The following is a 26,720-nucleotide window of genomic DNA, read 5'->3' as shown; positions in this document are numbered from 1 at the left end:
ACACATGCCCACGATCCTGGGACAGAACCAGTACGGCAAGGCCGAGAACCGAGTCGTAAAGATCACGCGGGACGGCGCCACCCACCACATCAAGGACCTGAACGTGTCCGTCGCCCTCTCCGGCGACATGGACGAGGTCCACTACTCCGGCTCCAACGCCAACGTGCTGCCGACCGACACCACCAAGAACACGGTGTACGCGTTCGCCAAGGAGCACGGCATCGAGTCGGCCGAGCAGTTCGGCATCCACCTGGCGCGGCACTTCGTGACCTCGCAGGAGCCGATCAAGGTCGCCCGGATCCGGATCGAGGAGTACGCGTGGGAGCGCATCGCCGCCTCCGACGCGAACTCCCAGTTCATCGGCGCGGACGAGGTCAAGCACTCGTTCGTGCGCAAAGGCCAGGAGACCCGGGTCACGCAGATCACCTATGACGGCTCGTCATGGGAGGTCGTCTCGGGTCTGAAGGACCTGGTCGTGATGAACTCGACCAACTCCGAGTTCTGGGGCTACGTCAAGGACAAGTACACGACGCTCCAGGAGGCGTACGACCGCATCCTGGCCACCCAGGTCTCGGCCCGCTGGCGGTTCAACTGGACCGACGACGAGCAGCGGATGCCCAACTGGGAGAAGTCCTACGAGCAGACGAAGAAGCACATGCTCCAGGCCTTCGCCGAGACCTACTCGCTCTCGCTCCAGCAGACCCTCTACCAGATGGGTTCGCGGATCATCAACAACCGCAGCGAGATCGACGAGGTCCGCTTCTCCCTCCCGAACAAGCACCACTTCCTGGTGGACCTGGAGCCGTTCGGGCTGAAGAACGACAACGAGGTGTACTTCGCCGCGGACCGGCCCTACGGCCTGATCGAGGCGACGATCCTGCGGGACGGCTGCGAGCCGAAGATCCCGGTGGACCTCACCAACCTCTGATCAACTCCATTTGCGGCACCCGCGGCCCGCCTGTGCGGGCCGCGGCACTCAAATCCCGGGGTCCTGCCGTGCCCACTCCACACAGCGCAAAGGACGAATCATGGCAGCAGCCGAGCGCATCGTCATCGAGAACTGTTCGATCGCGACGGTCGACGCCCACGACACCGAGTACGCGAGCGGACACGTCGTCATCGCCGGCAACCGCATCGAGTCGCTCGGCGCGGGCAAGGCCCCCGAGGGCCTGGAGAACGTCGTACGCCGCATCGACGCCACCGGGCATCTCGTGACCCCCGGCCTGGTCAACACCCACCACCACTTCTACCAGTGGATCACCCGGGGCCTGGCCACCGACCACAACCTCTTCAACTGGCTCGTCGCGCTGTACCCGACCTGGGCGCGCATCGACGAGCAGATGACCTACTCGGCCGCGCAGGGCTCGCTGGGCATGATGGCCCGCGGCGGTGTCACCACCGCCATGGACCACCACTACGTCTTCCCGCAGAACTCCGGCGACCTGTCCGGCTCGATCATCCGCGCCGCCCGCGAGATGGGCGTCCGCTTCACCCTCGCCCGCGGCTCCATGGACCGCAGCGAGAAGGACGGCGGCCTGCCCCCGGACTTCGCCGTCGAGACCCTCGAAGGCGCCCTCGCCGCGACCGAGGCCACCGTCAAGGAGCACCACGACTCCTCCTTCGACGCGATGACCCAGGTCGCCGTCGCGCCCTGCTCGCCCTTCTCCGTCTCCACCGAACTCCTGCGGGAGGGCGCCGAGTTGGCCCGCCGTCTCGGCGTGCGCCTGCACACCCACGGCTCGGAGACCGTCGAGGAGGAGCAGTTCTGCAAGGAACTGTTCGGGATGGGCCCGACCGACTACTTCGAGTCCACCGGCTGGCTCGGCGAGGACGTGTGGATGGCGCACTGCGTCCACATGAACGACTCCGACATCGCCGCCTTCGCCCGTACGAAGACCGGTGTCGCCCACTGCCCGTCGTCCAACGCCCGCCTCGCCGCCGGTATCGCCCGCGTCCCCGACATGCTCGCCGCCGGCGTCCCGGTCGGCCTCGGTGTCGACGGCACCGCCTCCAACGAGTCGGGCGAGCTGCACACCGAGCTGCGCAACGCGCTCCTCATCAACCGCCTCGGCGCCCACCGGGAAGCGGCCCTCAACGCCCGTCAGGCGCTGCGCCTGGGAACGTACGGCGGCGCCCAAGTGCTGGGCCGTGCCGCCGAGATCGGCTCCCTGGAGGCCGGCAAGCTCGCGGACCTGGTGCTGTGGAAGCTGGACACGCTCGCCCACGCCTCCATCGCCGACCCGGTCACCGCGCTGGTCTTCGGCGCCGCCGCCCCGGTCACGGCCTCCTTCGTGAACGGCCGTCAGATCGTCGAGGAGGGCCGCCTGTTGCACGTCGACGAGGACGCGATCGCCCGCTCCACGCGGGAGCAGGCGCAACGGCTGGCGCAGATCGCCGCGCGGTAACTCCGTATTTCTGTACGGCACTTGATCTCCGGCCGGGAGGGACGGCTCCCGGCCGGTAGCCGTGAACCCGAGCGGGGTTCATGGCGGCCGTCTCCGGGGCGCATGCCACACGTGTGCGCCCCGGAACGGTCACCGTGCATGTCCCCCCATGCACCCCCGTCCTCCGGTCCCGCACGACCGCGCACCACCTCCACGAAACCCACGTCAGAGCCGACGTGTTAGCTGACCCGGAGGAACCGCCGTGACCGCCCAACGAGCCGACGAGACCCACCCCGTCGACGAAAAACTCCCCGCGCTGAAAATGGCCACCACGGGCCTGCAACACGTGGCCGCCATGTACGCGGGAGTCGTGGCCCCGCCCCTGATAGTCGGGGCGGCCGTCGGCCTCTCCGGCACCGAACTGACCTTCCTGACCGGCGCCTGCCTCTTCACCGCGGGCCTCGCCACCTTCCTCCAGACGCTCGGCGTCTGGAAGATCGGCGCCCGGCTGCCCTTCGTCAACGGCGTCACCTTCGCGGGCGTGGCCCCGATGACGGCGATCGTCGCCTCCACCGACGACAAGTCCGACGCGCTGCCGATCATCTTCGGCGCGGTCATCGTCGCCGGCCTGCTCGGCTTCCTCGCCGCCCCCTTCTTCAGCAAGGCGGTGCGCTTCTTCCCGCCGGTCGTCACCGGCACCGTGATCACGCTCATCGGTGTCTCCCTGCTGCCGGTCGCCTTCGGCTGGGCGCAAGGGCCCAACCCCGCGGCGGACGACTACGGTTCGAGGACCTACCTCGGCCTCGCGGCCACGACACTCGTGATCGTGCTGCTGCTGCGCCGGTTCACCCGCGGCTTCGTCAAGCAGATCGCCGTGCTCCTCGGCCTGGTCATCGGCACGCTGGTCGCGATCCCCTTCGGCGTCACCGACTTCGGGCCGGTCGCGGACGCGGACGTGGTCGGCTTCCCGACGCCGTTCCACTTCGGCGCCCCGCAGTTCCAGGTCGCCGCGATCGTGTCGATGATCGTGGTGATGGTGGTCTCCATGACCGAATCGACCGCGGACATGCTGGCGTTGGGCGAGATCGTGGAACGCCCGGCGGACGAGCGGACCATCGCGGCGGGCCTGCGCGCCGACACCCTCGGCTCCGCGATCAGCCCCCTCTTCAACGGCTTCATGTGCAGCGCCTTCGCCCAGAACATCGGCCTGGTCGCGATGACGAGGATCCGCAGCCGGTACGTCGTCGCCACCGGCGGCGCCTTCCTGGTCCTGATGGGCCTGTGCCCGATGGCCGCCTCACTCATCGCCGTCGTACCGCGCCCGGTGCTCGGCGGCGCCGGGGTGGTCCTCTTCGGATCGGTCGCGGCGAGCGGCATCCAGACCCTGGTGCGGGCCGGCCTGGACAAGGACAACAACGTCCTGATCGTCGCCGTCTCGCTGGCCGTCGGGATCATCCCCATCACGGCGCCGGAGTTCTACCACGCGTTCCCCGAGACGGCGAAGATCGTGCTCGACTCGGGGATCTCGACGGGCTGCGTGGCGGCCGTGGCGCTCAACCTGGTCTTCAACCACCTGGGCCGGCAGCGCGACGCGCAGGACGTGACGCACCCGATGGAAGCGGGCGAGGAGATCGCCGCAGCGCACTGAAAGCGTTACCTAGGCGATGGTGTAACTGTCCCCGTACACCTTCCACTTGAGCGGCGTGTCCAGGTCGAGATTGCCCTTCTTCAGGAAGACCCGCTGGGCGGTCTCGACCCGGCTCACGTCGCTGTGGGCGGCCTCCTGCTTCATCGCCCACACCCGCGCGTCGAGGAAGGCGTGCAGATACGTCGTCTCGTCGCCGCCGTCGGCCGGGGGCTCGGCGTTCCGCAGGGCCCGCTTGCGGATGCCGCCGAAGCTGACGGCGTCCGTGCCGGGGCCGTGCATGACCATCGCGTCGTAGTAGACGAACTGGCCGAGCGTGCCGAGCCCGTCCTTCTTGGCGCGCGCGACCGCCGGGTCGAAGTAGACCCGGTCCCGCTCGTCCCGCTGCGCCTTGCGGAAGGCCCTGGTCCTGGCCGCCGTGCGCCAAGCGGCCGGGAAACCCGGGTCGAGCCCCTCGTGGGAGTCGGTGCCGTTCACCGCGCGCAGGGCGGCCAGATAGCCGGCCAGCGGATTGTCCGGGTCCCGCTCGGTGTACAGCTCGACCAGCGCCAGCATGTCGCTCGTACCCGAGCAGAAGCCGATGATCCCGCCCGTGTAGCCGCGGCCGTCCCCGATGTCCTCGACGTACTTGTACTGCGCCTGCCAGTCGAGCGAGGAGTTCTCCGCGCTCGACACCAGCCGCATGGCGATGTCCTTCTTCTCCGGGTCGTCGAGCCCGGTGGTGGCCGCGGCCTCGGCGGACGGCCACCGGGTGCTCAGCACGGCCGTCCCGAAGGCGGCGAGCAGGGTGCGACGGGCGGCTTTTCGGGACAGCAGGGGCACGGTGTCGGCTCCAAGGCAGGCGCGGGGAAGGGCAGTCGAGAGTCGCGCGCCGACTTGGGAAAGCCGTGAGATGTCATTAGCAGGTCACTGTGAGTCCGCGGACCGCGCTCAGAGCCGGTCGGGGGCCTGGCAGGGGCGGGCCTCGGGGAGGCGGCCGGTGAAGAAGGAGCGGGGTGGCACGCCCATCAGGGTGCGGAAGTCGGATGTCATGTGCGCCTGGTCGTAGTAGCCGGTGGTGGCGGCGAGGTCGGCCCACTTCGCGGTCGGCGCCTGCGCCAGCACCGCGCGGACGCGGTCGATGCGTGCGTAGTGCTTGGGGGAGAGGCCGACGCCCTCCGCGAAGAGGTTCCGCAACTGCCGCTCACTGACGGCGAGTTCCCGCGCCACGTCCTGCACCTGCGCCGGCGGCCGGCCGCCGCGCATCGACAGGGCGTCGACGGCCGCCCGCAGCAGCTTGCCCCGCGAGTCCGGGAGCGGGAGCCGGCCGAGGGTGTGCGTCAGCCGGTCGATCAGCTCGTCCGTCTCCAAGTCGGCGGTGTCGTACGACAGTTGCCGCGCCGTACGCGTGGGCAGCTCCCGCAGCGGCATCACCCGGCCGACGAGGTCGGCCGCCGCCACCCCGAGCAGCGGACGTGCCGTCCCCGGCGCGAGATGCAGCTGCACGCAGGACGCGAGGCGCTCGGCCCCGGCCCGGTGGTACGAGGCGCGCGTCCGCGGTCCGACGACCAGGGCGTCGCGCCGACCGTCCTCGCCGACCCGCACGACCAGCTTCGTGGCGGTGTCGGGGGCATGCGCGACCGACTCGCCGCCGGTCACCGTGGCGATCTCGGCGACCCAGGGGCGCAGGGCGTCGGGCACGGAGAGGGGCGGGGCGGGTGCTGCCGGGGCGGTCGTCATCACTGCTCCACCGTAAGCGGGCGAGACGGCCGAGCGGGTCGGCCAACCGTGCCGGAATTTCCAAGAGTTGCCGTGGGGCCGTCCGCCAGCGTGGAGGCCATGATCCTAGTGACGGGTGCGACCGGCACCATCGGCAGTGAAGTCGTACGACAGCTCGTGGCACGCGGCGAGAAGGTCCGCGCCCTGACCCGCGACCCCGGGCGGGCGGTGATGCCCGACGGCGTGGAGGTGGTGCGCGGGGACTTCCTCGACCAACCCTCCCTGGAGGCGGCGTTGGCGGGGGTCGACGCCGTGTTCCTGGTGGGGGTGCTCGGGCCTGAGGACGGCGGGCGGGACGTGCGGCTGATCGAGCTGACGCGGGCGGCGGGGGTGCGGCGGATCGTGAAACTCTCCGCCATCGGCACCGGCGAGCCCGAGTTCGGCCGCTTCGGCACATGGCACCTGCCCGGCGAACAGGCCCTGCGGTCCTCCTCCGACGTGGAGTGGACGATCCTCCGCCCTTCGTCCTTCGCCTCGAACACCTTGGGCTGGGCGCAGGCCCTCGCGGCGGGCCAACCCGTGCCGAACATGACGGGGGAGGGGCGACAGGGGGTCGTCGACCCGCGTGACGTGGCCGAGGTGGCGGTGGCGGCCCTGACCGACGCCCGGCACGCGGGACGGACGTACACCTTGACCGGCCCGGCGGCGATCACCGTCGACGACCAGGCCGCGGCGCTCGCCGAGGTGCTCGGCCGCCCGGTGGAGACGATCACCCCGTCGCGGGACCAGCTGAGGGACCAACTGTCGGCGTCCGGCCTGAGCGAACAGGCGGTGGAGGGAGTCCTCGGCGGCCTGGAATTCGCCCGCGGGGGCGGCAACACGACCGTCACGGACGACGTACGGGAGGCGCTGGGGCGGCCGGCGCGGTCGTATCGGGAGTGGGCCGAGGATCACAAGGGGGTGTTCGCCGGGGGGTGAGGCGCCGCGTGGGTCGGGGGCGCGTGGGGGGGCGTGGCGACGTGGGTGAGCATCGGGGGCGCGTGGCGGGGTGGGGGCGGACGTCGTACGGGCCGTGGAGGCGCTGGGCGGTGTGTTGCTGTCCTGCGGGCGGACTCCGAGGCCCCAGGAGGAGGCGGCGGCCGTGGTGGGGCGGGGGGCTGGGGGTGTGGCGGGGCGGGTCTTCTGAGCATCCGCCGCGCCGCACCTTCGCCTGTCTTCGCGCCGCGCCTTCACCTGTCGTCGCGCCGCGCCTTCACCTGTCTCCGCGCCGCACCTTCGCCTGTCTCCGCGCCGCACCTTCGCCTGTCTCCGCGCCGCACTTTCACCCCGCCCCGCGTCGCGCTTTCACCTGCCGGCGTGCCAAGCCTTCACTGTGTCCCGCCGCCCCTCACTCACCCCGCGGCCGCAAGGCGATCGCCGTCAGGGCCAGCGCCGCCACCGCGACCCCCGTGCCCACCCGGAACGCCAGCTGGTATCCCTCCGCGGTCGCCGTCACCAGCGTCGTACGGCCGGCGTCGAGCAGTCCCTCCGTTCGGCTCGCCGCCAGTACCGACAGCACCGCCAGGCCGAGTGAACCTCCCACCACCTGCGTGGTGTTGAAGAGGCCCGACGCCAGCCCCGCGTCCTCCTCCCGTGCCCCCGACATGGCCAGCCCGGTCAACGCGGGCATCGCGGCGGCGAACCCGGTGGAGAGCAGGAGCAGGGGCGGGAGTACGTCGGTGACATAGGAGCCGTCGGCCGGGGCGCGGCCCAGCAGGGCCATGCCGGTGACGATGAGGGCGAGCCCGGCGAGCAGCACTCGGTAGGCGCCGAAGCGGCCGATCGTCCGGGCCGAGAGGCCGAGCATCAGCAGGCCGATCGCGATCGGCGCCGGCAGGAACGCGGTGCCGGTGAGCAACTCGCCGTAGCCAAGGACGCGTTGGAGATAGAGCGCGCCGATGAACTGGAAGCCGTACATCGTCGCGATCATCAGGATCTGCACGGCGTTCGCGCCGCTCAGCAGCCGGGAGCGGAACAGGCGCAGCCGCAGCAGGGGGCGGGCGGCCCGGGCCTGGCGGAGAGTGAACGCCGTGAAGAGCGCGAGGGCGAGGGCCGCCAGGAGCAAGGTGGCGGTCAGCTCCCGGTCGCCGGCGCCGACGATGACGTAGACCGTGAGCATGAGGGCCCCGGTGACGAGCGCCGCGCCCGGGTAGTCGGCGCCCTTGCCGAGCCCTTCCCCGGCGTCCGCCGCCAGCACCCGCACGGCCGCGAGCCACGCCACGATCCCGATCGGCAGGTTGATCAGGAAGATCCAGTGCCAGTTCAGCGCCTCGGTCAGCGCCCCGCCGAGGAACGTGCCGAGCGCCCCGCCCGCCGCGCCGACCGCGCTGAACACCGCGATGGCACGGGCCTGTTCACGCGGTTCGGGGAACAACGCGACCAGCATGCCCAGCACCACGGCCGAGGTCATCGCCCCGCCCACGCCCTGCACCGCACGCGCCGCGATCAGCACGCCCTGCCCGGTCGCCAGCCCGCACAGCACCGAGGCCGCGGTGAACACGACCAGCCCCGCCGTGAACATCCGCTTGCGGCCGACCAGGTCACCGAGCCGCCCGGCGAGCAGCAACAGCCCGCCGAAGGCGATCAGATAGGCGTTCACGACCCAGGCCAGACCCGGCGCCGAGAAGCCCAGGTCGCTCTGGATGGCCGGCATGGCGACCGTGACGTTGTTGCCGTCCAGGATCGTCATCAGCGTGCCCGCGCACAGGACGACGAGGGACGCCCAGCGGGAGTACGTTCGGGGCGGCAGCCCCGCCTTCGTCGGTGACTCGATCGTGGTCGACATGACCTTCGCTCTCCTTAGGTGCACGACTTGTAACTGAGTGCATCCTGAGTGACCATGAGGAGAGGTGTAAGGAGGCAGTTCGATGTCCCAGAGGAACACCGGTGTAACCGTCGAGGCAGTGAACGCGCACGCGTGCCCGGTCCGGGAAGTTCTTGACAGGGTCGCCGGGAAATGGAGCGTCCAGATCCTGGTCGCCGCCGCCCAGGGGCCCATCCGGTTCACCGAGTTGGAGCGCAGCATCGAGGGCATCAGCCGCCGCATGCTCACCCTGACCCTGCGCAACCTGGAACGCGACGGCCTTGTCACGCGCACGGTCCACCCGACGGTCCCGCCGAAGGTCGAGTACGCCCTCACGCCGGTCGCCACGGAGCTGCACGAGACCCTGCAACGCCTGACCGACTGGGCCGAGCGCAACAGGGTCTACATCGCCGAGTCGCGCGCGGCCTACGACACCGAGCACCAGCCGGAGCTGGTCGACGTGTGACCCGCGGGCCGAGGGCGGCTCACAGTCCGAACAGGGCCGGATCCGCCGCCAGTTCCTTGAAGTACTTCCGCGGGTCCGTGACCAGCCTGCGCTCCTTGAGGTCCATCAGCCCGCCGACGGCCGTGATCTCGGCCGCCACGGTGCCGTCCTTCTTGCGGATGGTCTGCTGTATGCGGAAGGTCTTCCCCTCGCCCCACTCGAAGCCGCAGCTCACCTCCACCTCGTCACCCGCCAGCAGCTCCCGCCGATAACGGATCGTGGTCTCCAGGGCCACCGGTCCCACACCGCTGCCGATGAGGCCGGCCTGGGTGATCCCGGCCGCCCGCAGCAGCGACCAGCGGGCGTGCTCCGCGTAGTTGATGTAGACGCTCTGGTTCAGATGGCCCTGCACATCCGTCTCGTACCCGCGGACGGTCACCGGAACGGCGAACGGCTCGGTCACGTCAATCACCTCTCGTGCCACGGCAGTTGATGGCCCGATCCTGACACGTGCGCCTTACACGCGTCTCGGCGAGGCCAGCAGATAGCGGTCTCTGGTCCGCGGCTCGGTGTACTCGCCGACCTGCCAGCCCGCCGCCTCCAGCGTGACCGAGCAGGCCTTCAGCGCGGCGGCGTCGGGCTCGCGCACGGCGACGGCCTCGGGCTGCGGGGTCGCCCGCACCCGGTAGCCCTGCTCGCCGTCGGCCTCTGCGGGAACGTGCCCCGCCGCCTCCAGGGCGAGCGCTGCGGCCTGCACCAGATGCGCCCGCTCCCAGCCGCACGGACGGTCCGTCGACCCGTCCGGATTCGTCATCCGGCGCAGCTCCAGCAGCCCCTGCCAGGCACTGTGCACCTCCCGCACCCGGGCGGGACCCGCGGCCGGCGGATCCTCCTCACCGCCGATGCGGGCGGCGAACACCCCCGACGCCGAGGGCGTCTCCGGCGCGGGCGCCACGGGCTCGGCCTCCCGCAGACGATGCCCGGCCGGCGTGAGGAAGTGATCGTGCGGCGGGCGCGCGTGCCGGAACGCCAGCCCGTGCCTGACCAGCGCCGCGAGCTGCGCCTCCGTACCCTTCAGCCGCCCGGTGACGGGATCGGCGGCGTCGATGACGCGGCGCTGCGCGGCGGTGGGCGGACGAGTCACGACGTTCCCCCTTCGGCTCCCGAAGCCCCCCTCGGACTCTTTCGAGCTTGGGCTCTTTCGAGTCTGGGCTCTTACGAGACTAAGCCGGAGGTCTGACATTCCACCCGGCGATCACCGGCCGCCCGTGCTCCGTCCCCAGCCGGCACACCGTCCCCGTCGCCAGCTGGAACAGCGCCCCCTGCGCGGCGGGCAGCCCCAGCCGCCGGGCCGTCAGCACCCGCAGGAAGTGCCCGTGCGCGACCAGCAGCACCACCCCCTCGGTGTTGGCGAGGGCCGCGTCGACCTTGGCCAGGACCCGGTCGGCCCGCTCTCCCACCTGCTCAGGCGTCTCCCCGGGATGGTCCGGCGGACCGGGCGCGACCCCGTCCGTGAACAGGAACCAGCCGGGCCGGGTGCGCTGGATCTCGACGGTGGTGATGCCCTCGTAGCCGCCGTAGTCCCACTCCCGCAGATCGACGTCCACCTGCGCGTCCGGCACCCCGATCAGCTCGGCCGTCTCCCGCGCGCGCTGCAACGGGCTGACGAACGCGGCGCCGATCCGATGGGACCGGATCAGCGGCACCAGCCGCCGCGCCTCCTCCCGCCCGTGCTCGGTCAGCGGAACGTCCGTCCACCCGGTGTGCCGCCCGGACCGCGACCACGCGGTCTCACCGTGCCGGACGAGAAAGAGATCACCCATGGCTCCAGGCTAGGAGAGCGGGCCGTACCGCGCCGCCGGTGTGGCTACTGCCGGTACCCGCTCAGGAACCGGCCGATCCGGCCGATCGCCGCCTCCAGGTCGTCCGCGTAGGGGAGGGTCAGGATGCGGAAGTGGTCGGGGGTCGGCCAGTTGAAGCCGGTGCCCTGAACGACCTGGATCTTCTCGCGAAGGAGGAGGTCCAGGACGAACTTCTCGTCGTCGTGGATCTTGTAGACCTTGGGGTCCAGGCGCGGGAAGGCGTACAGCGAGCCCTTGGGCTTCACGCACGACACCCCGGGGATCTCGTTGAGCTTCTCCCAGGCCACGTTGCGCTGTTCGTGCAGCCTGCCGCCCGGCAGGGTCAGCTCGCGGATGGACTGGCGGCCGCCGAGCGCGGCCTGGATGGCGTACTGGGCGGGGGCGTTGGCGCACAGCCGCATGGAGGCCAGCATGGTCAGGCCCTCCAGGTAGTCCTTGGCGTGCTGCTTCGGTCCCGTCACCACCAGCCAGCCCGAGCGGAAGCCGGCCACGCGGTACGTCTTCGACAGCCCGCAGAACGTCAGGACGACCAGGTCCGGGGCGAGCGCGGCGGCCGAGTGGTGCACGGCGTCGTCGTACAGGATCTGGTCGTAGATCTCGTCGGCGAAGACCATCAGGCCGTGCCGGCGGGCGAGGTCGAGGATGCCCTCGACGATCTCCTTCGGGTAGACGGCGCCGGTCGGGTTGTTGGGGTTGATGATCACGACGGCCTTCGTCCGGTCCGTGATCCTCGACTCCATGTCGGCCAGGTCCGGGTTCCAGTCGGCCTGTTCGTCGCAGATGTAGTGAACGGCCTTGCCGCCCGCGAGCGTTGTCACCGCCGTCCACAGCGGGAAGTCGGGGGCGGGGATGAGGACCTCGTCGCCGTCCTCGATCAGCGCCTGCACGGCCATCGAGATCAGCTCGGAGACACCGTTGCCGAGGAAGACGTCGTCGACGTCGACCTCCAGGCCGAGCGTCTGGTAGCGCTGGGCGACGGCGCGGCGGGCGGAGAGGATGCCCTTGGAGTCCGTGTAGCCGTGGGCCTGCGGGAGCATCCGGATCATGTCCTGGACGATCTCCTCGGGCGCCTCGAAACCGAAGAGTGCCGGGTTGCCCGTGTTCAGGCGCAGCACGCTGTGCCCCGCCTCCTCCAGCGCGTTGGCGTGCTCGATCACCGGGCCGCGGATCTCGTAACAGACGTCGCTGAGCTTGCTGGACTGCCGGAACTCCATGCTCTGCTGCCTCTCCGGTTTCGTGTGTTGCTTGGTTTTACCAAGTAGCAGCTTGGAAAGTCCAACGACTTGTCTAGACTGCGTCGCATGTCACCTCGCCGAAGCTACGACCAGTACTGCTCCGCCGCCCGCGCGCTGGACGCCGTGGGTGACCGCTGGACCCTGCTGATCGTCCGTGAGCTGCTCACCGGCCCGCGCCGCTACACGGACCTGCACGCGGACCTGCCGGGCGTCAGCACGGACGTACTCGCCTCCCGGCTGAAGGACATGGAGCGGGACGGCCTCGCCACCCGGCGCAGGCTGCCGCCGCCCGGTGCGGCGTACGTCTACGAACTCACCGGCCGTGGCAGGGAGTTGCTGCCCGTCATCCAGGCGCTGGGCGCGTGGGGCGAGGCGGAGCTCGGGGAGCGGCGGCCCACCGACGCCGTGCGGGCGCACTGGTTCGCGCTGCCGATGCTGCGGGCCCTGCGGGAGAAGGGAGACGGGGAGGGCGTCGTCGAAGTCCGGCTGGAGGAAGGGGACTTCCATCTGTACGTCGGCGCCGAGGACGGGCCGGTCTACGGCCACGGACGCGCACCCGGCGAGCCCGACGCCCGGCTTTCCATGGACGTCGACACCTGTACGGCCATCGCGCGCGGGGAGTTGAGCGTGGCCGACGCGGTGCGGGACGGCCGTATCGAGGTGGCGGGGGAGGGAACGCTCGCCAAGGGGCTCAGGAACGCATGAGAAAAGGGCCCGCCACCTTACGCGGCGGGCCCTTTGACGAGGTGTCAGGCGCCGGGCGGCACCCGCGACGGCCGTCCCGCCCCGCGCGTCAGCGAGTACCCGCCGACGCCCGCGAGCGCGGCCAGCACGCCGCCCACCGCCGTCCACACCCAGCGGTCGGACCACCAGCCGCCGGCCCAGCCGTCCTCCGGCTCGATGCTGGACAGTACGGCCGAGGTGGACGAGTCGTCCTCCGAGGAGGCCTCCGACTTCATCGCGATCCCCGGCACCAGCGGCTTCGCCAGCGAACCGTCCACCGCCGCCGCACCGCCGATGTCCTTGGAGTTCACCTCGACCGTGGCGTCGACCGGCTGGCCGAGGTCGGCCGTCGTGAGGCCGACGGCCGTCAGCCGGACGTAGTACGTGCCCGGCAGCGGGTCGTTCGCCCACGGCTCCGACCAGGCGCGCACCGTGCGCAGGACGCAGGCCAGCTCCACGGAGGTCGCCCCGGCCGCCGCGGTGCGGCTCTGCGCCCCGTACTGGCAGGCCTGGCGGCGCCGCAGCCCGTCATACACGTCGACCTGCCAGGTCTGCGCCGCATGCGTCTCCGGCAGCTTCACCGTCGCCTCGACGGTGGGGCGCTGACCGGCGTCCGCCGGGAACGACCAGTACAGGTAGTCGCCGGTGGAGCCGCTCGCCGTGGCCTGCTGGCCCTGCTCGAACTCGGTCGCCGTACGGAAGGACGTACCGGCCGACGTGGGAGCGTCACCGTCCGCCGAGGCCGACGGGGACGGCGAGGAGTCGGCCGCGGCGGGGCCGGCGGCGATCCCCAGCGTCAGCAGCGCCGCACCCAACACTCGTGTGATCCGCATCAGTTGGTCCTCCAGACCGCGAGCCGCCAGCGCGACAGCCAGCCCCAGACGAGACCGGCGAGGAAGCCGGTGAGGATCAGCGCGCCCAGCAGCCACCAGCCGCGCCCGAGACCGAACGAGGCCACGTCGCTCGACGACGACGGCGCGTCCACGACGTCCACGGTCAGCTCCAGCGGCATCCCCGGCGTGGTCTTCACCCCGGACGCCGCCGAGAAGGAGTGGGTGACCTGGAGACACACGGTCTCGGCGGCCGGATCGTCCTCGTCGCTGTCCGCCTTCGGGTAGCGCAGACCCGTCGAGATCACGTCCGTACGGCCGTTGCCCGACGCCTCGCCGCGCACGATCTCCCGGCCGTGCACGGTCACCGCCCGCAGCAGCACCCCGTAGGAGGGGTTGACGGACCGGTCGGCCGCCACGCTCACCGAGGCCCGCAGCTCCTGGCCGGGCTCGACGTCCACCCGGTACCAGCGCTGCTGCCCGAACTCCTCGCGGTCGGTGAAGAGTCCGGACTTCAGCGTGGGCGCCTTCGCACACTGCGCGGCACCTTCGGTCGCCACCGGCGTCACCACCGGGTCGGCCGCGCGGTCCACCAACTGGTTGACCTTGTCGGTGAGTTCCTCGCTGTGCTCGACCGAGGTGTAGGTACCGCCGGTCGCCTCGGCGATGCAGCTCAGCTGCTGCCGCATCTTGGTGTTCGGGACCAGACCGAGGGTGTCGATGGTCAGGCCGATGCCCTTGGCCGCGATCTCCCGGGCCACCTCGCACGGGTCGAGCGGGGCGCAGGTGTCCTCGCCGTCGCTGATCAGCACGATCCGCTTGGATGAGGCGCTGTCGGTGAAGTCGTCGGCGGCCTTCAGCAGCGCCGGGCCGATCGGCGTCCAGCCGGTGGGCGAGAGGGTCGCCACCTGCGTCTTGGCCTCGGTGCGGTCCAGCGTGCTCACCGGATAGAGCTGCGCGGTGTCCTTGCAGCCCGTCTTCTGGTTGTCGCCGGGGTAGTTGGCACCCAGGGTCCGGATGCCGAGCTGGACCTCCTCCGGGGTCGCGTCCAGCACCTCGTTGAAGGCCTGCTTCGCCGCCGCCATGCGGGTGCCGCCGTCGATGTCCGCCGTCCGCATGGAGCCGCTCACGTCGAGGACGAGGTCGACCTGGGGCGCGGTCCCGCCCGTGGGCTCACCGGCGACCGCCGCGACCGGGACGGCGATCCCGGCCGTCAGGGCGGCGAACAGGACGCACACTCCTGCCGCCAGCCGTTGTCTTGTGATCATCGGCGGATCCTATTGACCGGAGGTGTCAGCCTCCAAAACGAGCCGGGTTCGGCAGCTCCGCCCACTGGTCCCCGGGCGTCCCCGGCGACAGCCGCATCAGCGTCAATGCCTTGGTGGGCAGCGGGTTCTCACGGAGCGCCACGAGGGCGGGGGTGTCCGGAAGATCTCGTACGACCGTCTCCAGCGCCCGGCCCAACGCCGCGCCCGAGCCAGCCGTCCCCGCCAGCGCACCCGCCACCAGCGCCCCGAACAGCTTGCGCCGCAGGGCCGTTTCGTCATCGGTGACGACCCGGCCGCTCAACTGCGGTACGGGGACACCGTGTCGAGCCAGCCGTGCCGGGCTGACCCGGATGTCGGCCAGGTCGCGGTAGACGAGCCGCAGGGGGGTGCCCGTCGCCGACAGCACGACCAGGAGGTTCTGGCCGTGCGCCTCCAGGGCCACCCCGAGGTCCAGCAGCCGCAGCCCGACCGTGAGCGCCAGCCGTGTGAACTCCGCGAGCCACGAAGGCCGCGCGGGCAGGCCGGTGCCGGCGAGCGCGGCCACCGGCACGACGCGCTCGCCACTCCCGGCGTACACCTGCGGCGACTCGCGCAGTACGGCGGCCAGGTCGGGGGAGTCGGCGGTGGCCGCGCCCAGGGTGCGGGTGACGTGCAGCAGGCCGTCCGTGCGGGCCGCCAGCGACTCCGCGAAGGCGGACAGGGTCGCCGACATGCCGATCGAGTACACCGAGATGTCCCGCACCGACGACGTCAGCCGGGCGCTCAACGCGGTCTTCACATGCGGGCCTTCGCCGGTCAGGGCCAGCGTGCGCAGGGACATCAGCGGATGCGCGGCCGGACCCTCGTCGCCCGCCCGCTTCAGCACATGGGCCGCCTGCCACGGATGCACCGGGATCAACAGCCGTGCCCCGTCCCGCATCCCGGCCGGCCAGTCCCCGGTCACCAGGCACTCGTCCGCCCGCACCGGCATCAGCCGCAAGCCGACCAGCGGCCGGTGCTCGGGCCCGTACGCCAGTTGCTCCGGCACCGAGAAGCCGGGCCGGGAACGGCAGTTGGGATGGAACGGATGCCCGTCCACGACCCGCTGCTCCCACTCCCAGTCGGCAACGGGCCACTCGTTCGGGGGGTTCGCCGGCTGCCCCGCCCGCGACAGCGCCAACGACGCCACGCTGTGACCGAGTTCGGCCGCCAGACCGGTGCCGTGCGGCACGCCGAGATCGGTCATGAGCCGCGCGGGATCGTCGTACGCCGTGCCGTCGAGCCGTACGACGGAGACGTACGCGGCGGTCGCGTACGGGTCGGCCGGCGGGCCCTCGAGCCGGCGTCCGTCCCGCAGGCGCAGAGTGAGACCGTCCCGGCCGGTGATCCAGGGCAGCGGCTCGTACGCCAGCGCCCGCCACAGCCGGGTCAGTACGGCGGCCCGGGCGCCCGGCAGCTCGGCCGCGTACCGCGACACCAGGTCGGGGCGCGCCTCGGCCAGCTCCTGGGCGACCTCGGCCTCGGCGGTGGGGGAACGGTGCACGGGTGGGCTCCTCGGGTACACATAGGTGGCACGGCGGGCGGCCGGCGACAGAGATACTGATCGTCTCCGCCCGCACGTAGAGAACGAGTGAAACGCGTGGACCTCATCCCCCCGGCCGCCGCCGACGCCTATGCTGCCGCGCCGCTGCTCAACTGCCTGCTGCGGGAGGTCGCCGAGGCGCTCCCGGGCACCGGCGAGCCGCGCACGCACCGGCTGCCCAGCGGCCGGCTGCTGCGGGTGCGGGGCGAGCGGCGGCCCGCGGAACCCGAGGTGCACATCGGCGGCCACTGGCGCCGCATCGGCCACACCGAACTCGTCAAGCTCGTCGCCGAGGAGCTGACCCGCCACACCGGTCTGTCCAACCACGAGCTGCCGGCCGAGATGATCGACAGCCGGGACGCGGTGGCCGCCCTGCTCACGGCACGCGCGCGTGCGACGCCGCCCACCGACCCGTATCTGCGCTCCGAGCAGTCCCTGCTCACCGGCCACCCCTACCACCCCGCCCCGAAGGCCCGCGGCGGCGGTCCGGCCGCCGGCTGGCTGCCCTACGCGCCCGAGGCGCACGCCCGCTTCCCGCTGACGCTGCTCGGCGTGCGCGAGGACACGGTCGTCGAGGAGGGCGACACCGCCGCCCTGGACGCCCTCGGCGAGGCCCCGCCCGGCTACCGTCTGCTGCCCGCCCACCCCTGGCAGCTCGACCTGGTGAACCTCACCGACGCCTTCGCGGACGGCCGGCTGATCCGGCTCGGCACGACCGGATTCGACGCCTGGCCCACGGCCGCGATCCGCACCCTGTACGCCCCTGAGCGCGACCTCTTCCTGAAGTTCAGCCTGGACGTGCGCATCACCAACGACATCCGCCGCCTGTGGCGCCACGACCTGGTGAAACTCCGGCGGACCGACCAGGCGGCCGGGAAAGCCTTCGCCGACGGCCCCGCCGCCTGGCTCTCCGACCGCGGCTACCGCACCGCCGACTTCGCCTTCGAGGAACTGGCGGTCCTGGTCCGCGACGGCTTCCAGGGGCACCTCCGCCCCGGCGCGACCCCGCTGCTCGCCGCCGGGCTGGTGGAAGGCTTCGAGGGCGCCCCGTCCGGCGGTACGGCCTGGTGGGAGGCGTATCTGCGAGCCGTCGTACCGCCCGCCCTCGCGGCCTTCGCCGACCACGGCGTCGTACTCGAAGCACACCTCCAGAACACACTGGTCGCCGTGGACGCCGACGGAACGCCCGTGCAGGCGCTGTTCCGGGACGCGGAGGGCGTGAAGCTGCTGGCGGACGTGGACCGGGCGGCCGGGTGGGAGCGGCTGGTGTACACGCTCGTCGTGAACCACCTGTGCGAGGTCGCGGCCGTCCTCGCCGAGCGGCATCCGGGCCTCGACCCCTGGCCCGCCCTGCGCCGTGAACTGGCCCGCCACGGCCTCCCGGAGATCACCGCGCTCCTCGCCTCGCCCACCCTCCCCGGCAAGACCAACCTGCTGCTGCGCTGGACGGAGGCGGACGGCGCGGACGCCCGCTACCTGCCGCTGCCCAACCCCCTGGCACCGTGAGCGCTGACATACCCTGGCGGGTGTGCTGCGCGAAGTGACTGCTGTTCGATACGTGACCCCGCTGCGGTCCGGCGGCTCTGTGCCCGGAGTCGTCGAGGCCGACGACCTGGGGACGTACGTCGTGAAGTTCACCGCCTCCGCGCAGGGCCGCAAGGCGCTGGTCGCCGAGGTGATCGTCGGCGAGCTGGCCCGCGCGCTCGGACTGCGCTTCCCCGAACTGGTCCTGGTCCACTTCGACCCGGCGATCGCGGACAGCGAGCCCCACCAGGAGGTGCGCGAACTGCACAGCGCCAGCGCGGGCCTCAACCTCGGCATGGACTATCTGCCGGGCGCGCGGGACTTCACCCCCGAGGTCGCCCAGCACTTCCCGGTCGACTCGCTGGAGGCGGGCCGGATCGTCTGGCTCGACGCGCTCACCGTCAACGTGGACCGTACGGTGCACAGCTCGAACCTCATGGTGTGGCCCACGCTCGGCGTCGCGCCGCCGCGCCTGTGGCTGATCGACCACGGCGCCGCACTCGTCTTCCACCACCGCTGGGACGGCTCCGACCCCGCCAAGCGCTACGACTTCCGCCACCACGCCCTCGGCCACTCCGCCCCCGACGTCCGGGCCGCCGACGCCGAACTGGCGCCCAAGATCACACGGGAGTTGCTGCACGGGATCGTCGCCGAGGTTCCCGACGCCTGGCTGACCGACTTCGCGACACCCGACGAGGCCCGCGAGGCGTACGTCGGCTATCTCCACGCGCGCGTGCGGGCCTCCGAGGCCTGGCTGCCCACCGACTTCCCCACCCGGGAGGAACTCGCCGCCGAGGAGGCCCTCCGGGCGGCGAAGAACCAGCGAGGACGTCCCGCGTGGCTCAAGCAGGTCCCCGACCTGCACGGCAAGCCCGCGGCGGAACAGGATTGGTCGGTGCACCTCGGATGAGCCCGCACGCACCCGTCGTACAGATCGAGTACTGCACCCAGTGCCGTTGGCTGCCCCGCGCGGCCTGGCTGGCGCAGGAGCTGCTCACCACCTTCGAGCAGGAGCTGGGCGAGCTGTCCCTCAAGCCCGGCACCGGCGGCGTCTTCGTCGTCCGGGTCGACGGCGAGGTGGTCTGGGACCGGCGCGAACAGGGTTTCCCGGAGCCGACGGCCGTGAAGCAGGCCGTACGCGACCGAGTGGCCCCGGGAAAGTCCCTGGGCCACTCGGACAAGGCGGTGCGGGAGTAGGTCAGCCCTTGAGCTGCTCGTACGCGGGCAGGGTGAGGAAGTCCGCGTAGTCGTCGTCCAGCGACACTTCGAGCAGCAGGTCGTGGGCCTGCTGCCAGTGGCCGGCCGCGAAGGCCTCCTCGCCCAAGTCGCCGCGGATGTTGGCGAGTTCCTCGGCGGCGACCTTGCGGGCCAGCTCCGGGGTGGCCCTCTCGCCGTTCTCGAACTCGACACCCGCGTTGATCCACTGCCAGATCTGGGAGCGGGAGATCTCGGCGGTGGCCGCGTCCTCCATGAGGTTGAAGATGGCGACCGCGCCGAGCCCGCGCAGCCAGGCCTCGATGTAACGGATGCCCACCTGAACGGCGTTGACCAGTCCGTTGTACGACGGCTTGGCGTCCAGCGAGTCGATCGCGATCAGGTCGGCGGCCTCGACGTGGACGTCCTCGCGCAGGCGGTCCTTCTGGTTCGGCTTGTCGCCGAGGACCTTGTCGAAGGACTCCATGGCGATCGGGACCAGGTCGGGGTGGGCGACCCAGGAGCCGTCGAAGCCGTCGCCGGCCTCGCGGTCCTTGTCGGCGCGGACCTTCTCGAAGGCCACCTTGTTGACCTCGGCGTCCCGGCGGGACGGGATGAACGCCGCCATGCCGCCGATCGCGTGCGCGCCGCGCTTGTGGCAGGTGCGGACGAGGAGCTCGGTGTACGCGCGCATGAACGGGGCCGTCATCGTGACCAGGTTGCGGTCCGGGAGGACGAACTTGGCGCCGCCGTCACGGAAGTTCTTGACGATGGAGAACAGGTAGTCCCAGCGGCCGGCGTTCAACCCGGAGGCGTGGTCGCGGAGTTCGTAGAGGATCTCCTCCATCTCGTACGCCGCCGTGATCGTCTCGATCAGGACGGTGGCACGGATGGTGCCCTGCGGGATGCCGACGTAGTCCTGTGCGAAGACGAACACGTCGTTCCAAAGCCGGGCTTCGAGGTGGGACTCGGTCTTCGGGAGGTAGAAGTACGGGCCCTTGCCGAGGTCGAGCAGCCGCTGCGCGTGGTGGAAGAAGTAGAGGCCGAAGTCGACGAAGGCGCCGGGGACTTGAGAACCGTCGGCGTCGACGAGGTGGCGCTCGTTGAGGTGCCAGCCGCGCGGGCGCATGACGACCGTCGCGAGCTCCTCGTTCGGGCGCAGGGCGTACGACTTGCCGGACTTCTCGTCGGTGAAGTCGATGTTGCGGGTGTAGGCGTCGGCGAGGTTGACCTGGCCGAGGACCACGTTCTCCCAGGTGGGCGCCGAGGCGTCCTCGAAGTCCGCGAGCCAGACCTTGGCGCCCGAGTTGAGGGCGTTGATGGTCATCTTGCGGTCGGTGGGGCCGGTGATCTCGACGCGGCGGTCGTTCAGGGCCGCGGGGGAGGGGGCGACCTTCCAGGAGTCGTCCGCGCGGATGGCGGCCGTCTCCGGGAGGAAGTCGAGCGTGGAGGTGCGGGCGATCTCGGCGCGGCGCTCGGCACGGCGGGCGAGGAGTTCATCACGCCGGGGCGTGAACCGGCGGTGCAGCTCGGCCACGAAGGCGAGGGCCGCGTCGGTGAGGACCTCCTCCTGCCGGGGCAGGGGCTCGGCGTCGACGATGGCCAGCGGGGACGGCGCTGGTGCGGACATGAGCTGTCACTTCCTTCAGCGAGCGTGGCACCGGGTGCCAGTCGAACCGGGTACGGCGAGGAACGCCCTTGGAGCGGTAGGGCGCTTCTGATCTGTGGATACTAGTTTCCTCATCGTGGAAGTTCAATGGTTTGTTGATGTCGAGATTCTCTGAGTCGAGGAAAGGTGGCGCTCAGTGCCACCCCGCTCACTCAAGGTGGTGCAGGTCCGCGACGGTGTCGATGTCGTAGGGCCGGGCGACGTCACCGCACTCCACGAGCGAGACCTCGGCGGCGTGTTCCTTCAGATACGCGCGTGCCCCTCGGTCCCCGGTGGCAGTCGCGGCGATCCCCGCCCAGTGCGCGGACCCGAACAGCACGGGATGCCCGCGTACGCCGTCGTAGGCGGCCGAGACGAGCGCCGTCTCGTCGGTGTACGCGCCGCGCACCCGCGCGAACGCCTCCGCTCCGATGCCGGGCTGGTCCACGAGGGACACCAGCGCCGCCCGCGCGCCCGTGCCGGAGAGCGACTCGAGACCGGCTCGAAGCGAGGACCCCATGCCGCCGGCCCAGTCGGGGTTGTCGACGAGCACGCACCCCTCCAGATCGGCCTTCTGCCGTACGACGTCGGCGGCGGCCCCCAGCACCACGTGCACGCGCGTGCAGCCCGCCGCGCGCAGGACTCCCACCGCGTGTTCCACCAGTGGCCTGCCGCGATGATCCAGCAGCGCCTTGGGTCGCCCGCCGAGCCGCCGCCCGCCACCTGCGGCCAGCAGCAGCCCGGCCACCTGGTCCTCGTTCTCCGTCATGCGTCCTGCATACCTGACGCCCAGGGGAGTGGCTGGTTTCGAAGGGCTGAATTTCGGTCCGTGCGGTGGCGCGGCGCGCCCGGGGTGGCGTTTACTGACCCGCGTCCCCCGGCGCCCGACCAGCGCCACGGGGCTGTTTCGGGCGGGATCACGAGGTAGGGCGCACAACGGGGTGCGCCGGGGGGGAGAGCTGTGTTGCGGAGCTTGGGACAGAGGCCAGTGACCGGCAGCGACGAGGACGATCCGAGAGTGGCGGGACTGCGGACCGCGGTGTCCCGACTGCGCCGCGAACTCGCCGCGCACCCGGCCGAGTTCCCCGACCGCGCGATCGCCGAGGACGAACTGGCGGCACTGGCCGCGATGACGATCGACGGAACACCGGAGATCCCCCGCCTGCGCCGCTCACTGCTGCTGATCGCGGGGGCGATCGGCTCGGTCAGCGCACTGTCGCGGGGGTTGTCGGAGGTGCGGGACGCGGTGGATCTGTTCGGGGAGCCGGGGCGGGGCTGACGACTCGCCCGGTGTCCTTCAGCAGCCCCGGTCGGCGACCAGCTCTCCCCAGAGGGTGTGCGGGGCGTCGGCCCGCACTGCTGCCGGGTCGATGCGCTCGAAGCCCCGGAGCACGATCCGCTCGCAGTCGTCGCAGCGGTCGAGATAGGCGTCGAACTCCGCCTGAGAGCAGCCCAGGGGCGGTTCCGTGAGCTCGACGAAGAGCGGGACGGCGGCCCGCCAGCGCCAGCTGAGGTCGACGAACTGCGCGACCGACGAGCTGATGAAGTCGACGGCCGGGTGATAGAGATCCGCGTGGTACTCGCGCAGCGCCGGCGCGAGATCGGCCGCGGTGAGCGGCGCCGACCGGATGGCCAGGACCCGGCCGTCGCCCCGTACCGCACCCATCCGTGGCGTCAGGTCGTGGCTGCCCCACAGCCCCAGGTCGTAGAACCGGTCGTCCGGGGTGGCCAGTTCGCGCTCGCGCGGCCCCGCCAGGTTCGGTACGAGCGTCGGTTCGGCGGCGGTCTGGAACGACGGGGTCATGACGACGTCGTCCGGCAGCCCGTACTCGGCGAGCGCGAGCAGGTCCGGTTCCGGCAGCCGCCACCCTCGTACCGCCGTAGGCCGCACCTGATGCCCGGGATCGACGAGGCTCTCCAGCGGCGCCGTCATCAGTGCCGTCAGGCGGTCCTCGACGGATGTCACGCCGGGCTCTGGCTGGCCAGTGCCTCCGAGAGTTCTGTCGCGACCTGCTGGAGCACCGGCACGATCTTGTCCGTGGCCGACTCGGTGACGCGGCCTGCCGGGCCGGAGATGGAAATGGCCGCGGCGGTCGGGGAGTTGGGCACCGACACCGCGAGGCAGCGGACGCCGATCTCCTGCTCGTTGTCGTCGACCGCGTACCCGAGCTGCCGTACGTCGGCCAGCGCCGCGAGGAAGCCGTCCGGCGTGGTGATCGTCTTCTCCGTCGCGGCCGGCATGCCGGTGCGGGAGAGCAGCGCGCGCACCTCGGCGTCCGGGACGTCGGCGAGGAGGGCCTTGCCGACGCCGGTGGAGTGCGGCAGGACGCGGCGGCCGACCTCGGTGAACATGCGCATCGAGTGCTTGGACGGCACCTGGGCGACGTAGACGATCTCGTCGCCGTCGAGCAGCGCCATGTTCGCCGTCTCGCCGGTCACCTCGACAAGGCGGGCGAGGTAGGGGCGGGCCCACGTGCCGAGCAGCCGGGAGGCGGACTCGCCGAGGCGGATCAGGCGGGGACCGAGGGCATAGCGGCGGTTGGGCTGCTGGCGGACGTATCCGCAGGCCACGAGCGTGCGCATGAGGCGGTGGATGGTGGGCAGCGGCAGCCCGCTGGTCGCGGAGAGCTCGCTGAGGCCGACCTCGCCGCCCGCGTCCGCCATCCGCTCCAGCAGATCGAAGGCGCGCTCGAGGGACTGGACCCCGCCACCGGCGGACTTGGCGGAGTCGGTGGTGCTGGCGCTGGACGTCGGCACGGCGCGTTCCTTTCGGGACCTGGCAGGAAGGGCAGAAGCCTACCCGGCAGTCGGTTGACTCCCTTGTTGTGCGTAGCTACGTTCTGCCTGTCGGAATTCTAATTCCGCTTTATGGAAACGTCCAGAGTGTGGGCGTGAGAGCCGTCGAAGGGAAGTGTGCCCTTGACGGCGTGAGAACGGGAGTGAAGACTCCTTCAACAGAAAGTTGAATTCCGTTACGCGGAAGTTAACTGGTGACAGAGAGGGGTCCGGGTGTCCGACGCTGAACTGGTGCTGCGCTCGACGCGCGTCATCACTCCGGAAGGGACGCGCGCCGCCTCGGTCGCGGTCACCGCCGGCAAGATCACGGCCGTACTCCCGTACGACGCCGAAGTCCCCTCCGGCGCCCGCCTGGAGGACGTCGGCGACCACGTCGTGCTGCCCGGCCTGGTCGACACCCACGTGCACGTCAACGACCCCGGCCGCACCGAGTGGGAGGGCTTCTGGACCGCCACGCGCGCGGCGGCGGCCGGCGGCATCACGACCCTCGTCGACATGCCCCTCAACTCCCTCCCGCCGACCACCACGGTCGACAACCTCCGTACGAAGCAGGACGTCGCCGCCGACAAGGCCCACATCGACGTCGGCTTCTGGGGCGGCGCCCTGCCCGACAACGTCAAGGACCTGCGCCCGCTGCACGAGGCCGGGGTCTTCGGCTTCAAGGCGTTCCTGTCCCCGTCCGGCGTGGACGAGTTCCCGCACCTGGACCAGGACCGGCTCGCCCAGTCCCTGGCCGAGATCGCCTCCTTCGGCGGCCTGCTGATCGTGCACGCCGAGGACCCGCACCACCTGGAGGCGGCCCCCCAGCAGGGCGGCCCCAAGTACGCCGACTTCCTGGCCTCCCGCCCGCGCGACGCCGAGGACACGGCGATCGCCCAACTCATCGCCCAGGCCAAGCGGTTGGACGCGCGCGTGCACGTCCTGCACCTGTCGTCGAGCGACGCCCTCCCGATCGTCGCCGCAGCCAAGGCCGAAGGCGTCCGCATCACGGTCGAGACCTGCCCCCACTACCTGACCCTCACCGCCGAGGAAGTCCCGGACGGCGCCAGTGAGTTCAAGTGCTGCCCGCCCATCCGCGAGTCCGCCAACCAGGACCTGCTCTGGCAGGCGCTGGCCGACGGCACCATCGACTGCGTGGTCACCGACCACTCCCCGTCCACGGCCGACCTGAAGACCGACGACTTCGCGACGGCGTGGGGCGGCATCTCGGGCCTCCAGCTCAGCCTGGCGGCGGTGTGGACGGAGGCGCGGAGGCGCGGCCACTCCCTCGACGACGTAGTCCGCTGGATGTCCACGCGCACCTCGGAGTTGGTCGGACTGGACCAGAAGGGCGCCATCGAGGCCGGCCGCGACGCCGACTTCGCGGTCCTCGCACCCGACGAGACGTTCACCGTCGACCCGGCGGAACTCCAGCACCGCAACCGCGTGACGGCGTACGCGGGCAAGACCCTGTACGGCGTCGTGAAGTCGACCTGGCTGCGCGGCGAACGCATCGTCGCGGACAGCGAGTTCACGGACCCGAAGGGCCAACTCCTCACCCGCGCCAACTGATCAAGACTTCCGCACCCGCAGCGGCCGACTCCAGAAAGGCACATATCCCGTGACGGCGCAGCCTGAATCTCCTTTGGCTCGTTTCACCGGCGACGCGAACCCGTACGGCGGCGGTGACCCGTACGCCGACTACCGCACCGCCGACTTCCCCTTCACCCAGTACGCCGACCTCGCCGCCCGGCAGCTCGGCGCCGGAGTCATCGCCGCCAACGACGAGTTCTTCGCCCAGCGCGAGAACCTGCTCCTGCCCGAGCGCGCCGAGTTCGACCCCGAGCACTTCGGGCACAAGGGCAAGATCATGGACGGCTGGGAGACGCGGCGCCGTCGTGGCGCGTCCGCCGAGCGCCCGTGGCCGACCGCCGAGGACCACGACTGGGCGCTGGTACGCCTGGGCGCGCCCGGCGTGATCCGCGGGATCGTCGTCGACACGGCCCACTTCCGCGGCAACTACCCGCAGGCGGTGTCGGTCGAGGGCACGTCGGTCGCGGGCTCCCCGTCCCCCGAGGAACTCCTCGGCGACGACGTGAAGTGGACGACGCTGGTCCCGCGCACGCCGGTCGGCGGCCACGCGGCCAACGGCTTCGAGGTCGCGGTCGAGCAGCGCTTCACGCACCTGCGCGTCAACCAGCACCCCGACGGCGGCATCGCGCGCCTGCGCGTGTACGGCGAGGTCGTCCCCGACCCCGAGTGGCTGTCTGTCCTCGGCACCTTCGACGTGGTCGCCCTGGAGAACGGCGGCCGGGCCGAGGACGCCTCCAACCTCTTCTACTCGCCGGCCTCCAACACCATCCAGCCGGGGCGCTCCCGCAAGATGGACGACGGCTGGGAGACGCGGCGCCGCCGCGACCAGGGCAACGACTGGATCCGGTACCGGCTGGTGGCCCAGTCCCAGATCCGCGCGATCGAGATCGACACGGCGTATCTGAAGGGCAACAGCGCGGGCTGGGCGTCGGTGTCGGTGCAGGACGGCGAGACGGGCACCTGGCAGGAGATCCTCCCGCGCACCCGCCTCCAGCCCGACACCAACCACCGCTTCGTCCTCCCGACGCCGGCGGTGGGCACCCACGCGCGCGTGGACATCTTCCCGGACGGCGGGATCTCGCGGCTGCGGCTGTTCGGTTCGCTGACGGAGGCGGGAGCGGCGACGCTGGTGGCCCGCCACCAGGAGCTCGGGGGCTGAGCCGGCTTTTCCTCGCCCCCGCCGCCCCTACCCGTCCCATCCCTGGGGGCTGCCGCCCCCAGACCCCCGCTTCGGCCCTGAAGGGGCCTCGTCCTCAAACGCCGGACGGGCTGGTTAGTCAGCCCCTCCGGCGTTTGAGGAGCGGGGGTCCAGGGGGCAGCGCCCCCTGGGCGGGGGCGAAGGGGCGGCAGCCCCTGGGGATGGGAACGGGTAAGGGCGGCGGGGGCGAGAAAAGCCCTACCTCACGCCGCATGCCCCCCGTCCACCGCGAACTCCGCCCCCCCCCCGCCCCCCCCCCCCCCCCCCCCCCCCCCCCCCCCCCCCCCCCCCCCCC

Annotated in this window: 26 protein-coding genes; 12 read left to right on the top strand and 14 right to left on the bottom strand. The window is 71.5% G+C overall.

Annotation, left to right across the window (positions count from 1 at the left end):
• The first annotated feature begins 4 nt into the window (after positions 1 to 4).
• The 3 genes from pucL (at position 5) to IQ210_RS38140 (ending at position 4,032) form a co-directional block, all read left to right on the top strand.
• Positions 5 to 928, top strand: coding sequence for a factor-independent urate hydroxylase (gene pucL, locus IQ210_RS38150; protein WP_194083837.1), 924 nt, complete (start codon positions 5 to 7; stop codon positions 926 to 928).
• 100 nt (positions 929 to 1,028) lie between these two features.
• On the top strand, positions 1,029 to 2,405 hold the full coding sequence (locus IQ210_RS38145) for an 8-oxoguanine deaminase (protein ID WP_194083836.1): 1,377 nt from the start codon (positions 1,029 to 1,031) through the stop codon (positions 2,403 to 2,405).
• A gap of 241 nt (positions 2,406 to 2,646) precedes the next feature.
• Positions 2,647 to 4,032 (top strand): nucleobase:cation symporter-2 family protein, encoded by a 1,386-nt coding sequence (locus IQ210_RS38140; RefSeq protein WP_322657696.1) that lies wholly within the window; start codon positions 2,647 to 2,649, stop codon positions 4,030 to 4,032.
• Positions 4,033 to 4,041: 9 nt separating this feature from the next.
• Here IQ210_RS38140 and IQ210_RS38135 read toward each other — a convergent pair whose 3' ends face one another.
• Both IQ210_RS38135 and IQ210_RS38130 read right to left on the bottom strand, forming a co-directional pair.
• Positions 4,042 to 4,851, bottom strand: a complete 810-nt coding sequence (locus IQ210_RS38135) for a chitosanase (RefSeq protein WP_407699737.1) — start codon at positions 4,849 to 4,851, stop codon at positions 4,042 to 4,044.
• 108 nt (positions 4,852 to 4,959) lie between these two features.
• On the bottom strand, positions 4,960 to 5,748 hold the full coding sequence (locus IQ210_RS38130) for an AraC family transcriptional regulator (protein WP_194083835.1): 789 nt from the start codon (positions 5,746 to 5,748) through the stop codon (positions 4,960 to 4,962).
• Positions 5,749 to 5,847: 99 nt separating this feature from the next.
• On the opposite strand from IQ210_RS38130, the gene IQ210_RS38125 reads away from it, so the two are divergent.
• On the top strand, positions 5,848 to 6,705 hold the full coding sequence (locus IQ210_RS38125) for an SDR family oxidoreductase (RefSeq protein WP_228049262.1): 858 nt from the start codon (positions 5,848 to 5,850) through the stop codon (positions 6,703 to 6,705).
• Positions 6,706 to 7,114: 409 nt separating this feature from the next.
• Here the strand turns inward: IQ210_RS38125 and IQ210_RS38120 are convergent, their stop codons facing one another.
• Entirely contained in the window at positions 7,115 to 8,551 is a 1,437-nt protein-coding gene (locus tag IQ210_RS38120; RefSeq protein ID WP_194083834.1) for an MFS transporter, read from the bottom strand.
• Between the two features lie 82 nt (positions 8,552 to 8,633).
• Between IQ210_RS38120 and IQ210_RS38115 the strand changes: the two genes are divergently transcribed.
• On the top strand, positions 8,634 to 9,035 hold the full coding sequence (locus IQ210_RS38115; protein ID WP_194083833.1) for a winged helix-turn-helix transcriptional regulator: 402 nt from the start codon (positions 8,634 to 8,636) through the stop codon (positions 9,033 to 9,035).
• Positions 9,036 to 9,054: 19 nt separating this feature from the next.
• Here the strand turns inward: IQ210_RS38115 and IQ210_RS38110 are convergent, their stop codons facing one another.
• The 4 genes from IQ210_RS38110 to IQ210_RS38095 form a co-directional block, all read right to left on the bottom strand.
• On the bottom strand, positions 9,055 to 9,477 hold the full coding sequence (locus IQ210_RS38110; RefSeq protein WP_126275104.1) for an acyl-CoA thioesterase: 423 nt from the start codon (positions 9,475 to 9,477) through the stop codon (positions 9,055 to 9,057).
• Between the two features lie 54 nt (positions 9,478 to 9,531).
• Positions 9,532 to 10,158: a hypothetical protein gene (locus IQ210_RS38105; protein ID WP_194083832.1), complete on the bottom strand. Its 627-nt coding sequence runs from the start codon at positions 10,156 to 10,158 to the stop codon at positions 9,532 to 9,534.
• Positions 10,159 to 10,237: 79 nt separating this feature from the next.
• A complete protein-coding gene (locus IQ210_RS38100; RefSeq protein WP_194083831.1) occupies positions 10,238 to 10,837 on the bottom strand; it encodes a histidine phosphatase family protein in 600 nt (199 codons plus the stop codon).
• Between the two features lie 44 nt (positions 10,838 to 10,881).
• Positions 10,882 to 12,090 carry a pyridoxal phosphate-dependent aminotransferase gene (locus IQ210_RS38095; RefSeq protein WP_059195409.1) on the bottom strand — a complete coding sequence of 403 codons (1,209 nt, stop codon included), beginning with the start codon at positions 12,088 to 12,090 and terminating at the stop codon, positions 10,882 to 10,884.
• Positions 12,091 to 12,177: 87 nt separating this feature from the next.
• Between IQ210_RS38095 and IQ210_RS38090 the strand changes: the two genes are divergently transcribed.
• The gene (locus IQ210_RS38090; RefSeq protein ID WP_194083830.1) at positions 12,178 to 12,816 is read left to right on the top strand and encodes a winged helix-turn-helix transcriptional regulator; all 639 of its coding nucleotides are present in this window, start codon (positions 12,178 to 12,180) and stop codon (positions 12,814 to 12,816) included.
• 44 nt (positions 12,817 to 12,860) lie between these two features.
• Here IQ210_RS38090 and IQ210_RS38085 read toward each other — a convergent pair whose 3' ends face one another.
• The 3 genes from IQ210_RS38085 to IQ210_RS38075 are packed head-to-tail and all read right to left on the bottom strand — an operon-like array spanning position 12,861 to position 16,454.
• A complete protein-coding gene (locus IQ210_RS38085; RefSeq protein WP_194083829.1) occupies positions 12,861 to 13,667 on the bottom strand; it encodes a hypothetical protein in 807 nt (268 codons plus the stop codon).
• Positions 13,667 to 14,932, bottom strand: a complete 1,266-nt coding sequence (locus tag IQ210_RS38080; RefSeq protein WP_194083828.1) for a VWA domain-containing protein — start codon at positions 14,930 to 14,932, stop codon at positions 13,667 to 13,669. Before IQ210_RS38080 ends, IQ210_RS38085 begins: the two co-directional genes overlap by 1 nt.
• Positions 14,933 to 14,957: 25 nt before the next feature.
• Positions 14,958 to 16,454 carry an IucA/IucC family protein gene (locus IQ210_RS38075; protein WP_194083827.1) on the bottom strand — a complete coding sequence of 499 codons (1,497 nt, stop codon included), beginning with the start codon at positions 16,452 to 16,454 and terminating at the stop codon, positions 14,958 to 14,960.
• 87 nt (positions 16,455 to 16,541) lie between these two features.
• Here IQ210_RS38075 and IQ210_RS38070 point away from each other — a divergent pair, with 87 nt between their 5' ends.
• The 3 genes from IQ210_RS38070 to IQ210_RS38060 are packed head-to-tail and all read left to right on the top strand — an operon-like array spanning position 16,542 to position 19,214.
• Positions 16,542 to 17,999, top strand: a complete 1,458-nt coding sequence (locus tag IQ210_RS38070) for an IucA/IucC family protein (RefSeq protein ID WP_407699736.1) — start codon at positions 16,542 to 16,544, stop codon at positions 17,997 to 17,999.
• 22 nt (positions 18,000 to 18,021) lie between these two features.
• On the top strand, positions 18,022 to 18,927 hold the full coding sequence (locus IQ210_RS38065) for a HipA family kinase (protein ID WP_194083825.1): 906 nt from the start codon (positions 18,022 to 18,024) through the stop codon (positions 18,925 to 18,927).
• Complete coding sequence (locus IQ210_RS38060) at positions 18,924 to 19,214, top strand: SelT/SelW/SelH family protein (protein ID WP_194083824.1); 291 nt, start codon at positions 18,924 to 18,926, stop codon at positions 19,212 to 19,214. Before IQ210_RS38065 ends, IQ210_RS38060 begins: the two co-directional genes overlap by 4 nt.
• Before the next feature lies 1 nt (position 19,215).
• On the opposite strand, the gene aceB is transcribed toward IQ210_RS38060, so the two are convergent.
• Complete coding sequence (gene aceB / locus IQ210_RS38055; RefSeq protein ID WP_194083823.1) at positions 19,216 to 20,841, bottom strand: malate synthase A; 1,626 nt, start codon at positions 20,839 to 20,841, stop codon at positions 19,216 to 19,218.
• Positions 20,842 to 21,028: 187 nt separating this feature from the next.
• Positions 21,029 to 21,628 (bottom strand): nucleotidyltransferase family protein, encoded by a 600-nt coding sequence (locus IQ210_RS38050; RefSeq protein WP_194083822.1) that lies wholly within the window; start codon positions 21,626 to 21,628, stop codon positions 21,029 to 21,031.
• Positions 21,629 to 21,847: 219 nt separating this feature from the next.
• Between IQ210_RS38050 and IQ210_RS38045 the strand changes: the two genes are divergently transcribed.
• Entirely contained in the window at positions 21,848 to 22,138 is a 291-nt protein-coding gene (locus IQ210_RS38045; RefSeq protein WP_256779926.1) for a DUF5955 family protein, read from the top strand.
• Positions 22,139 to 22,156: 18 nt separating this feature from the next.
• Here IQ210_RS38045 and IQ210_RS38040 read toward each other — a convergent pair whose 3' ends face one another.
• Both IQ210_RS38040 and IQ210_RS38035 read right to left on the bottom strand, forming a co-directional pair.
• Entirely contained in the window at positions 22,157 to 22,825 is a 669-nt protein-coding gene (locus IQ210_RS38040; protein WP_194083820.1) for an SUKH-4 family immunity protein, read from the bottom strand.
• Positions 22,822 to 23,616, bottom strand: coding sequence for an IclR family transcriptional regulator (locus IQ210_RS38035; protein ID WP_194083819.1), 795 nt, complete (start codon positions 23,614 to 23,616; stop codon positions 22,822 to 22,824). The genes IQ210_RS38040 and IQ210_RS38035 overlap by 4 nt, the downstream gene beginning before the upstream one ends.
• Before the next feature lie 252 nt (positions 23,617 to 23,868).
• Between IQ210_RS38035 and allB the strand changes: the two genes are divergently transcribed.
• Together allB and alc are read left to right on the top strand one after the other, a co-directional pair.
• Complete coding sequence (gene allB / locus IQ210_RS38030; protein WP_194083818.1) at positions 23,869 to 25,206, top strand: allantoinase AllB; 1,338 nt, start codon at positions 23,869 to 23,871, stop codon at positions 25,204 to 25,206.
• 49 nt (positions 25,207 to 25,255) lie between these two features.
• Positions 25,256 to 26,386, top strand: a complete 1,131-nt coding sequence (gene alc, locus IQ210_RS38025) for an allantoicase (protein ID WP_194083817.1) — start codon at positions 25,256 to 25,258, stop codon at positions 26,384 to 26,386.
• Positions 26,387 to 26,720 lie beyond the last annotated feature (334 nt).

The sequence above is a fragment of the Streptomyces justiciae genome, from assembly GCF_015163075.1.
GTDB classification, from domain to species: Bacteria; Actinomycetota; Actinomycetes; order Streptomycetales; family Streptomycetaceae; genus Streptomyces; species Streptomyces justiciae.
The sequence above is the reverse complement of the archived record's forward strand: the minus strand, read 5'-3'. Positions and strand labels throughout refer to the sequence as shown.